The sequence below is a fragment of the Luteimonas sp. MJ250 genome, from assembly GCF_039548455.1.
GTDB lineage: Bacteria > Pseudomonadota > Gammaproteobacteria > Xanthomonadales > Xanthomonadaceae > Luteimonas.
In genome coordinates this window covers 1-9,992 of the sequence record NZ_JBCLVB010000018.1, presented here as the reverse complement: position 1 = coordinate 9,992, position 9,992 = coordinate 1, and the positions used below count along the sequence as shown (strand labels likewise).

The following is a 9,992-nucleotide window of genomic DNA, read 5'->3' as shown; positions in this document are numbered from 1 at the left end:
GCTCGGCATTCGGCGGCCTAACAAGTCGTTCAAGCCGAAGCCGCTTCGTTACGCAAACAACATGGCAGGTAAAGCTTGCCATGTGGTTCGCTCCACTACGCGGCTCGGCTTAACTCTGGTGTTAGGCCTTGTTTCCCGCACTGTTGTTGCTGGGTTCCAGGCAATCTGTAGCACCTCGCTTATCCGCAGCGTTTGCACCTCGCACGCGCGGTGCGGGCATCGGCAGCCAGCCCAGCAGCACCTCGGCTTCGGACAGACGCGACCTTCCGCAAGTTTCGACCCGCCGAGTCGGCTTCGGACAGCGCGCAGTGAGGGTTCTTGGCCGCGCGAGTCGCTGGGTTTGGCTTCGGCCCCGGCGAGTGCCAGGCTCAGGCCGTTCGGCCAGACTTGTTGTACTGTTCGGCTCAGGGGTTGGGCTGTCACAAGGTTTGGCGCAAGCTCGGCGTGCGGCGGCCTAACAAGTCGTTCAAGCCGAAGCCGCTTCGTTACGCAAAACACATGGCAGGTAAAGCTTGCCATGTGTTTCACTCCACTACGCGTCTCGGCTTAACTCTGGTGTTAGTGCGCACAGAGACCAATCGCAATGGATGTATCAGAGCAAGATCCTCGCGCCCGATTCTTCAACGAGTCCGATGATTCTTTGCCGCCATTTCGGCGCGCGGGATGGCGCGGCTGCGTTTTGGATCGTGACCGCTTCGATCACACTCGCCTTCCCAAGTTCCTATTCGAGTCAATTACTACCGCCGCACGTACAACCGACCTGTTGCTCCACCTCTACACGCCCGATCGACCCGACTCCGTCAGTCTCTCTCCAGACTGGGACAGCTTCCGCTCGTTCGTCTATGAGCCGGACAATTGGTCACTTGAGTACGTGTTGTATGACAACTCCGGTTCCTGGGCAGTTCTGGCTGACCCGGATGTAGTCGTGGTCGGGGCAGAGCCAGAGCTCGCCGATAACATTGACGCTCTTCTGGACCAGCATGGGACCAGCCTGAAACGCCTTACACATGCTGACTTCCCAGGCATGGATTCGGGCGGCCAGAACTGGCACTACTTTTCAGCGGTTGTTGGCTCTCAGGTCTGCTAGGGTGCGCCCTAACAAGTCATTCAAGCCGACGCCGCTTCGCGGCGCGGCTTAATTCTGGTGTTAGGCCTACAACGGAGGACTTCACGTATGCGGGTTCATCATTCAACTTGGCGGAAGGTCTTTGAGCGAGATAACGGCATTTGCCAATACTGCGACTCTGATCTTCTGAACTCCTTCTCCACGTACTGGTCAGCTACTGTCGACCACGTCGCCGCAGTCGCTACGGGTGGTACCGATGATTTGGAGAACTTGAGGCTGTGTTGCACGGGTTGCAACGGGCTTCTCTCGCGCAGCGGTCTTCTGACAACACACGCTGATAGACGCGCGCTGGTTCAGCGCCGGATAAATGAAGAGCAGCAGGGATACGCTGAGTGGCGAGAGCATTTGGGCCGTGGTACGCCGGCCTAACAATGCGTTCAAGCCGACGCCCCATCGGAACGCAAACCACATGGCAGGTGCAGCTTGCCATGTGCTTCACGCCTCGCTGGGGCGCGGCTTAACTTGGGTGTTAGAGGGCAACGAGACTCATGCTGCAAGGGGTGATTGGACTGGCGACTTTTGTCAGTGGGCTGTTTGTCGCTTTCTCTGGGCATCCGGTTATTAGCGTACTCCTGTTCGCGGTCGGTGCAGGTTTCCTCAACGGGTGGCGCCACGATGTTTGGTTCAGCTTCGACTGGTTCGAGTCGGAGACCGCGGATGGATCAAGCGACGACGGTGACGGCGGCTACGGTGACGGCGGCGGCGGAGATGGCGGCGGTGACTAATATGGGGCCCTCTAACTATTCGTCCAAGCCGACGCCGCTTCGCGGCGCGGCTTAACTCAGGTGTTAGCCCGCATGGCAGATGATCGCTTCTACTTGAAGGTGGCACACGCCCTTACTGGGTGTCAGCTGGTCGAGCAACAGCTCAAACTCTATATTTCGGAGGCCCTTGAACTTGCCAAGAAATGTATTGGCGACAAGATGCCATTCAACTTCGCCGGGGATGACTACGAAAACTCTGCGCTAGAAACGTTGATCAAGACGTTCAAAAAGCTGAGCAACAACGCGCAACTTGGTACTGACCTGTCGGCCTTCAAGGATCAGCGGAATTTCCTCAGTCATAAGGCGATCACTCACTGCCTTGATCCTGATATGGAGCTTTCGCTTCCAGAGCGGGCTGAAGTGGAGAAAAGAATGCTCGCCATTCAAGATGAGGCCAATCGGCTCTGGCATGCGATACACGTGGAGGCAAATAGCTTTCGTGGACATCTCTACTTCGATGATGAGTCGGATGCGGTCTAACAATTCATTCAAGCCGATGCCGCTTCGCGGCACGGCTTAATTCTGGCGTTAGCGCCCATGACAAACCATGCTCACTGACACTCCAAAGCTGCTTGGTGACGCTCGTGCCATATCCGAGCGCATGCAGCTGCTTCGTGATCCTCATATCGCGCCCTTGACCGACTACGTTGAGCGGCTGCGTCTAGAGGCCGGACCCGGCGCCGTGATTCCCTACTTCGACCCTTGGGACGGAGGTATTGAGGCTGAGGTTCTTTTTCTGTTGGAAGCCCCTGGAGCAAAAGCCGTCAGATCTGGCTTCGTATCACGTAACAATCCAGATGAAACAGCGAAGAATATTTTCGAGTTGTGCCACGAGGCTGGACTTCATAGAAAGTCCATGGCTCTCTGGAACGTGGTCCCTTGGTATATTGGAACTGGCAGCAAGATTCGCGCTGCCACACCAGCCGATCTTGAGGCCGGTCTGAAACCGCTGCCGCGCTTACTCGAACTTCTGCCGAGGGTAAGAACCGTGGTCTTGGTCGGCCGCAAAGCCGAGCGAGCTCAGCCTCATATCAATGAAGTCAGATATCGTGTATTCACGTCACCGCATCCTAGCCCGCTCTTTGTCAACAATGCTCCCGGCAATCGTGAAAGGCTTCTCTCAGCTTTTCGTCAAGTGCGTGACGCTGTCGTCCCACGCGCTGGGCGCTAACAAATCATTCAAGCCGATGCCGCTTCGCGGCACGGCTTAATTCTAGTGTTAGGCGCCTCACCACCATGGTCGCGAGGGAAGCATCAATGACTCCCGGGTTCGTCGTTCTCTATCGCTGGCGGCTTCATCCGGGTTCGGAGAACTCGTTCGTCCAGGCATGGTCCCGCGTATCGGACCTACTGCGCTCGGAGCGCGGGTCCCTTGGCTCGCGGTTGCATCAAGGATCGGATGGGTTGTGGTACAGCTATGCCCAGTGGCCTAGCGCCAAAGCACGTGACGATGCGTTCGCGCTAGGGTCAGTTGACCCTGAGGCTGGGAGGCAGGTGGAGCAGGCAACGGCTGAGCGGTTTCCGGAGATTGTCTTGGAAACCGTCGCAGACTTCATGTTGCCAGCGGTCGGGGGCGGCGCCTAACAATGCGTTCAAGCCGACACCGCTTCGTTACGCCAAGCACATGGCAGGTAAAGCTTGCCATGTGCTTGGCTCCACTACGCGGCGCGGCTTAACTTAGGCGTTAGGCAGCATCCACCGTTGGCAAGGGACTGACAGGTTTTCCATGAGACGTTTCTTAAGATACCTGCTTGGGATGGTCGCGGGTCTAGTAGCGATTTTTGCTCTGGGCGTTCTTTGGCCATCGGCAACGGCCCCACTGCCCGACGCCGCCGATAGCCGGTTGATCCGCAATGCCCGCATCATCGATGTGGAGCGGGCCATCGCCGGCGAGCCGACCGACGTGTTGATCAAAGGCGGCACCATCAGTCGCATCGGCTACGGCTTGCGTGCAGCACCGGACTTGCCGGTGCTAGAGGCAGACGGCCGCTACCTGCTTCCTGGTTTCTGGGACATGCATACGCATGCGTTCAAGTTATCACCGCAATTGCACCTGCCCCTGGCCGTCGCGAACGGCATCACCGGCACCCGCGACCTGATGGATTGCCCCGGCAGCGACGACACCTTGATTGCCTGCGTTGCCGACAAGCGCCACTGGACCCGCGCCGCTATCGAGGGCCGTATGGTCAGTCCGCGCTTTGTCGAGGTGGCCAGCTTCTACTTCGAACGGGCCGACATGACGCCCGATCAGGCCGCCAGGCTCGCCGCGGACTATCGCGCGCGCGGGCTGGATGCGCTGAAAGTGTACAACCGCCTGTCGCCGGCCACCTACAAGCGCCTGACCGACGAAGCGCGGCTGTGGGGTATGCCCGTGGTCGGCCACCTGCCCAAGGCTGTGAGCCTGGACAACGCCGTCGCAGCTGGGCAGCGTAGTTTTGAGCATGGCCATGTCTTCGCGCGCCATTGCTTCCGTGATGCAGCAGCATGGCGCAGTGGTGCTTTGGACGCGGAAGTGCCCACCGCACTGGTCGAACGTATGGTCACCCATTACGACGCAGCAGCCTGTGCGCGTGCATTCGCGCAGATGCGTGAGGCGGGTACATCGTTCGTGCCCACACACGTGACACGCGAGGAGGATGCGCGCGCGCGCGATCCCGCCTTCACCGGAGATCCGCGCCTGGCATTCCTAGACCCTCTTTCGCGTTGGGCGTACCGCGACGATCTGAAGTCCACCGTGGTGCGCTATCCCGCCGCGCGCGGCGAGGCCGCCCTGCGGGGCTACTTCGAGCACGGCCTAGCGTTGACGCACGCGGCGTACCGGGCAGGCGTGCCGGTGCTGGTGGGCACGGACACCGCGATCGGCGGTTTTCGCTACCACGACGAAATGGCCCTTCTGGTACGCGCCGGCCTGTCGCCGGCCGAGGTGCTGCGTGCGGCCACACTGGACGCTGCGCGCTATGCCGGGCAGACGCACCGGCACGGCCGCGTGGCCGTCGGCAATGCTGCGGATCTGGTGCTGCTGGAGGCGAATCCGCTGGACGACATCGCCCACACACGTGGCCTCTATGCCGTGCTGCTGGCCGGGCGGCTGTACGATCGCCCGCGCCTCGACGCGCTGCTTGATTTCACCCGTGCCCAGGCTCGCTCACCGGTCAACGCAACCAAGCTGGTTTGGGGGTTCTCGGCCAGTTCTGTCAACGGCGAGCTTTGACTCGGGGCAAAAGATTGGGCAGGTTCGTGAACCCGCGACCGACATGACGTTTCGGGCTCACGACACCGTGGCTCTGGCTCTTTCTCGCCGTGGCGGCAACAGTGGCTGGCGGCAGAACTCCTAGTCACTGCTGCCCAACAGTTCATTCAAAGCCGACACCGCTTCGCGGCGCGGCTTAATTCAGCAACTGTCTTGAAGCGTACCGCTCAAGCCACTGCCAAGGCTTCGGCCTGAAGCTCGTCGCGGCGCCTGGCATTGATGATCCCGAGCAGCTTGCGCATGCACGCCACGAGAGCCACCTTGCCCAGCTTCCCGCGTGCCCGAAGCTGCCGGTAGTGGGCCTTCATCGTCGGATCCCAGCGCACGGCCGAGAGGGTGGCCATGTAAAGCGCGACGCGAACCGGGGCTCGTCCGCCGCGGATGCGGCGCTTGCCTTGGCCCTGGCCGCTATCGCGGTTCATCGGGGCCACGCCGGTGAGCTTGGCGATCTGCCTGCGGTCAAGGTGGCCGAGTTCGAGCAGCAGTGCGAGCACGGTCGCTTGGAACACGGGCCCCAGACCCTTGCTTGAGCGCAGCGCGGGCGTGGCGTGTTCGTTGATCAGGGCCTTCATCGTCTTCTCGATCGCGGCCAGCTCGCGGACCAAGGCGGCAATGGTGCGCGCCGCAAGCTTGCGGACCGAGGCTGGTGCCATGGCGGCCTGCTGCTTCTGGGCCTGGAGCAGGACGACCACCTGGCCACGGCGACGCAGCCAGTCACGCAGCTCGCGCTGCCAGAGCGGCGGCGCGACGTAGGGTCGGAGGCGATCGGCGAACAGCCGGGCCATGAGTGCCAGGATCCGGGCGTCGATGTCGTCGGTCTTGGCCAGCTCCCCGGTAGCGTTGGCAAAGGCGCGTGCCTGCCGCGGGTTGACCCGTGCGATCCACAGGCCGGCATCGCAGCAGGCCTCGAGCAGCGGCTCCTCGTAGCCGCCGGTGGCCTCGACCACGATCCGCGTGGTCTTGAGTGCCTGCAGGCGCTTGACCAGCTTGGTGATGCCGGCGCCATTGTTGGCAAACCCCGCCACGCCCGGCTGCCCATCCACGGCCAGATCCAGACTGGCCTTGCACACGTCGATCCCTGCTGCCGTCATCTCGGTTCTCCGATACAGTCGAGTGGCCGAGAGCATCGCGCCCGAGGCCCACGCTTATCAGTTCGAGGGAAACCTCGATCAACTGTTCGGGCGCAGGGCGCGAGATCCGGCGTGCGGCCCCTGCTGAATTACGGTGGTCTGACACCGAGGCGTTATCGGGCGCGCGCGCCGGGCTCTCGGCTCTTAGGCTAGGGGAAACTCAAGACATAAGGCGTTAGCGCTCAGGGGGGAATTGTGTCGGCACCGAATAAGATGCGAAAGCTGTACAAGAAGATGGACGCGACTAGTAAGACGCGATTTCACTACTCTCGCCGTATGAAACTTCACGCCAGTCTCTCGACCTGGATGATCGTTTACATTTCCCTAGTGTTGATTCTTACATCACTGCTTCAGGCATACGGCCTCGGCGAGAATATACAGTCAAAGTACCTGCCGCTGATTCAAGTCTTCTCTTCCGTTACGGTATTGGTCTATTCGCTAATAATCAATAACAATGATTACTCTAGCCTTTCCGAGAAGATGTACTCATGTGCATCTAGAATAAATAAGCTAAAAATGTTGGCTGATCCTCATGTCGACAGCAACTCGTTGGATAAATACGAGGAAGTCAGTGGCAAGTATCAGGCAATACTTGACCTTTACGAGACGGCATCGATTCAAGATTTTCGCGCAGACTATTGGCGCGCCATGCTGGAAATGCCGGAGGACTACACGCTCCCGCCCCAAACAAGAATGAAGATCAATTCAAAGATCTGGTTGATCTACACGTTGAACTTCATTCAATATCCCCTGATCGTCTTGGTCTATGGGTATATCGTCGTTTGGCTGTGGCGAGGGGTCGGGGTCTGAGCTCTAACAATTCATTCAAGCCGACACTGCTTCGCGGCGCGGCTTAATTCTGGCGTTAGGTCACCGTGGAGATATTTTCGATGCTTGGAAGAACTTTAATTCTCGCTTCGTGCTTGATCGGCATCGTTGCCTGCGGCGGCTTGGAAACCAAGTCATCCTTGATCAACGTTGGAGATGGCAAGGCAGCAGTGAACGCTGCCCTTGGTGCACCAGATGATCGACAAGTCAAAGGAAAGTCCGAGGCGTGGCAGTACTGCCAGACCGGCGCAGGATTCGGGTATCACGACCATCGAATCGTCTGGTTCTACGACGGGTTGGTGACAGGCATCAACTCGTACAAGAGCACCCAGCCCGGAACTTCGTGTATGTCGGGTATGCGAGAGATCAGGTGGGAGGATGCTCCTGACGTCACCGTTGAGATTCGGCAGCGGTGACCTAACAATGCGTTCAAGCCGAACCCGCTTCGTTACGCGGCCCAGGCGGCAGATGCAGCTTGCCACCTGGTCCACTCCACTGCGCGGGTCGGCTTAACTTAGGTGTTAGGCCTTGTTTCCCGCACTGTTGTTGCCGGGTTTCAGGCACGCGGTAGCGCCTCGCTCATTCATTGCATTTGCACCTCGCACGCGCGGTGAAGGCATCGACAGGCGCTCGTGGAGCACCCCGGCTTCGGACAGGCGCGGCTTCAGCGCAAGCATGATCATCCCGAGTCGGCCTCGTGTCGCTGGCCGTGAGCGTTCGTCGCCGCGCGAGTTGCCGCTCTCGGCTCCGCACTCGGGCACGGCAAAGGCGCGGCAAGTTGTTGTAGTGTTCGGCTCAGGGGTTGGGCCAGGTGCCAGGTATCGGCGGCCTAACGAGTCATTCAAGCCGATGCCGCTTCGCGGCACGGCTTAATTCTGGTGTTAGGCCTTGTTTCCCGCACTGTTGTTGCCGGGTTCCAGGCAATCTGTAGCGCCTCGCTTGTCCGCAGCGTTTGCACCTCGCACGCGCGGTGCAGGCATCAGCTGTCAGCCCTGCAGCACCTCGGCTTCGGCCCGGCGCGACTCTTCGCAAGATTCGACCCGCCGGTTCGGCTTCGGACAGTGTGCGGTGAAAGTTCTTGGCCGCGCGCAGGGTGCGTTTCGGCAGCACCAAGCACGGCGCTTGTTGTACTGTTCGCCTCAGGGGTTGGGCTGCCGCACGTCGGGCGCAGGTGCCAGGGAACGGCGGCCTAACGAGTCGTTCAAGCCGATGCCACATCGGGGCGCAAATCACATGGCAGGTACAGCTTGCCATGCGCTTCACGCCCCGCTGCGGCACGGCTTAACTCTGGTGTTAGGTTGCTCTGGAAACATTAGGGGGTTCATGCAATGAAAGCATTCACGGCATTGGTTTCTGCAATTGCGCTGACATTGGGTTTGGTTGGCTGTGTTTCAGTGCCGCAGAAAACAGGCGAGTTGCGAAGCACATTGGGAGCACAGCCGCTAGCGGAATCATTGCTTGGCATGGCGGAAAAGTGCTGGTCCCGAGAACCAACGTTCTGGCGCGATGGCGTGATTATTGAGGACCGAGTTGGAGTTCGAGGGACCGTTATTTCCGCTTTCCGACGCGGCGGTGGCATCCCCGATCAGCCAGAGTTCCTGGTTGTAACTATCAATGACGCTCCTGATGGCGGGGCGAGTGTCGAGGTGAAAGAAGGCGACTACGCGCTGGGTAGCCACCTAGACTTTACTTCTGATGTGAATCGTTGGGTCGCCGGGGACCTTAGCTGCGGCACCCAAGACTCCAAGTAGCCGCAACCTAACAATTCATTCAAGCCGACGTCACTTCGTGGCGCGGCTTAATTCAAGTGTTAGGGCTCAATTGTGGCTTCCGAAGATCTCAATGCTCTGTTCAATGAGGCTCTCGGGTTCGCTGAGTACATGCTGCTTGCGCATGGCGAGTTCATTCCATTTGGCGTATCGATGAGCCCCGACGGAAAGATAGCCCAAGTAGCTGGGAGCCTCGGCACCGAGCAGCCTAAGTCGGCTGATATGGTTGAGTTTCTTCAATCATCTTTCGCTCACTCGGCGGCTCTTGGCTCCATCAGGGCAGCTGGTGTGTGTTTGGATATGTACGTAGTTCCTCCTGGGCAAGAGCAAAAATCGGATGCAATTTGCACCCGGCTGGCTCATGTATCAGGCGAAACAGTAGAGGTATTTGTGCCGTACTCTCGCGACAAGCACGGGGCTTTCCAGCTTGGTCAAACGTTCTCAACAGCGGGTGTCGAGTTCAAGCTAGTTGAGCCCTAACAATGCGTTCAAGCCGAAGCTGCTTCGTTCCACCAAGCACATGGCAGGTAAAGCTTGCCATGTGCTTGGCTCCACTACGCAGCTCGGCTTAACTTAGGTGTTAGGCCTTGTTTCCCGCACTGTTGTTGCCGGGTTTCAGGCAATCTGTAGCGCCTCGCTCATCCGCAGCGTTTGCACCTCGCACGCGCGGTGCCGGCATCGGCAGTCAGACCGGCAGTACCTAGGCTTCGGACAGGCGCGACTCTTCGCAAGATTCGACCGGTCGGCTCGGCTTCGGGCAGTGCGCGGTGAGAGTTCTTGGCCGCGCGACTTGAGCTTCTAGGCTCCGCTCGCGCCACGTGCCAGGTCAACATCCAGCAAGACTTGTTGTACTGTTCGGCTCAGGGGTTGGGCCGTCGCGGGTTGGGCATAAGTGCCGGGCAGCGGCGGCCTAACAAGTCGTTCAAGCCGAATCCGCTTCGTTACGCAAAACACATGGCAGGTAAAGCTTGCCATGTGTTTCGCTTCACTACGCTGCTCGGCTTAACTCTGGTGTTAGGCGCCTCACCACCATGTTCGCGAGGGAAGCATCAATGACTCCCGGGTTCGTCGTTCTCTATCGCTGGCGGCTTCATACGGGTTCGGAGAACTCGTTCGTCCAGGCAT

At 59.4% G+C, this 9,992-nt stretch carries 10 protein-coding genes; 9 read left to right on the top strand and 1 reads right to left on the bottom strand.

The annotated features are described in order from the left end of the window. Positions 1-583: 583 nt before the first annotated feature. The 6 genes from WCE37_RS14525 to WCE37_RS14500 all read left to right on the top strand — a co-directional run bounded on the left by WCE37_RS14525 (position 584) and on the right by WCE37_RS14500 (position 5,101). Positions 584-1,087 (top strand): hypothetical protein, encoded by a 504-nt coding sequence (locus tag WCE37_RS14525; RefSeq protein WP_343279963.1) that lies wholly within the window; start codon positions 584-586, stop codon positions 1,085-1,087. Positions 1,088-1,614: 527 nt separating this feature from the next. Continuing rightward, positions 1,615-1,851 (top strand): hypothetical protein, encoded by a 237-nt coding sequence (locus WCE37_RS14520; RefSeq protein ID WP_343279962.1) that lies wholly within the window; start codon positions 1,615-1,617, stop codon positions 1,849-1,851. Positions 1,852-1,923: 72 nt separating this feature from the next. Further along, a complete protein-coding gene (locus WCE37_RS14515) occupies positions 1,924-2,370 on the top strand; it encodes a hypothetical protein (protein WP_343279961.1) in 447 nt (148 codons plus the stop codon). Positions 2,371-2,437: 67 nt separating this feature from the next. Then, positions 2,438-3,061: a uracil-DNA glycosylase gene (locus WCE37_RS14510; RefSeq protein WP_343279960.1), complete on the top strand. Its 624-nt coding sequence runs from the start codon at positions 2,438-2,440 to the stop codon at positions 3,059-3,061. A 65-nt stretch (positions 3,062-3,126) separates the two neighbouring features. Beyond that, positions 3,127-3,474, top strand: a complete 348-nt coding sequence (locus tag WCE37_RS14505) for an antibiotic biosynthesis monooxygenase (protein ID WP_343279959.1) — start codon at positions 3,127-3,129, stop codon at positions 3,472-3,474. Between the two features lie 259 nt (positions 3,475-3,733). After that, positions 3,734-5,101: an amidohydrolase family protein gene (locus WCE37_RS14500; RefSeq protein ID WP_343279958.1), complete on the top strand. Its 1,368-nt coding sequence runs from the start codon at positions 3,734-3,736 to the stop codon at positions 5,099-5,101. Positions 5,102-5,307: 206 nt separating this feature from the next. On the opposite strand, the gene WCE37_RS14495 is transcribed toward WCE37_RS14500, so the two are convergent. Then, a complete protein-coding gene (locus WCE37_RS14495; RefSeq protein ID WP_343279957.1) occupies positions 5,308-6,231 on the bottom strand; it encodes a transposase in 924 nt (307 codons plus the stop codon). 252 nt (positions 6,232-6,483) lie between these two features. Here WCE37_RS14495 and WCE37_RS14490 point away from each other — a divergent pair, with 252 nt between their 5' ends. The 3 genes from WCE37_RS14490 to WCE37_RS14480 all read left to right on the top strand — a co-directional run bounded on the left by WCE37_RS14490 (position 6,484) and on the right by WCE37_RS14480 (position 9,347). Further along, positions 6,484-7,080 carry an SLATT domain-containing protein gene (locus WCE37_RS14490; RefSeq protein WP_343279956.1) on the top strand — a complete coding sequence of 199 codons (597 nt, stop codon included), beginning with the start codon at positions 6,484-6,486 and terminating at the stop codon, positions 7,078-7,080. A gap of 1,346 nt (positions 7,081-8,426) precedes the next feature. After that, positions 8,427-8,849, top strand: a complete 423-nt coding sequence (locus tag WCE37_RS14485; RefSeq protein WP_343279955.1) for a hypothetical protein — start codon at positions 8,427-8,429, stop codon at positions 8,847-8,849. A 72-nt stretch (positions 8,850-8,921) separates the two neighbouring features. Beyond that, complete coding sequence (locus WCE37_RS14480) at positions 8,922-9,347, top strand: hypothetical protein (RefSeq protein ID WP_199363116.1); 426 nt, start codon at positions 8,922-8,924, stop codon at positions 9,345-9,347. The last annotated feature ends 645 nt before the right edge of the window (positions 9,348-9,992 follow it).

Bases quoted from the DNA above. Each gene is read 5' to 3' on its own strand.
- WCE37_RS14490 (WP_343279956.1), top strand. From the start codon at position 6,484: ATGCGAAAGCTGTACAAGAAGATGGACGCGACTAGTAAGACGCGATTT.
- WCE37_RS14520 (WP_343279962.1), top strand. From the start codon at position 1,615: ATGCTGCAAGGGGTGATTGGACTGGCGACTTTTGTCAGTGGGCTGTTT.
- WCE37_RS14505 (WP_343279959.1), top strand. From the start codon at position 3,127: ATGGTCGCGAGGGAAGCATCAATGACTCCCGGGTTCGTCGTTCTCTAT.
- WCE37_RS14510 (WP_343279960.1), top strand. From the start codon at position 2,438: ATGCTCACTGACACTCCAAAGCTGCTTGGTGACGCTCGTGCCATATCC.
- WCE37_RS14485 (WP_343279955.1), top strand. From the start codon at position 8,427: ATGAAAGCATTCACGGCATTGGTTTCTGCAATTGCGCTGACATTGGGT.
- WCE37_RS14515 (WP_343279961.1), top strand. From the start codon at position 1,924: ATGGCAGATGATCGCTTCTACTTGAAGGTGGCACACGCCCTTACTGGG.
- WCE37_RS14525 (WP_343279963.1), top strand. From the start codon at position 584: ATGGATGTATCAGAGCAAGATCCTCGCGCCCGATTCTTCAACGAGTCC.
- WCE37_RS14495 (WP_343279957.1), bottom strand. From the start codon at position 6,231: ATGACGGCAGCAGGGATCGACGTGTGCAAGGCCAGTCTGGATCTGGCC.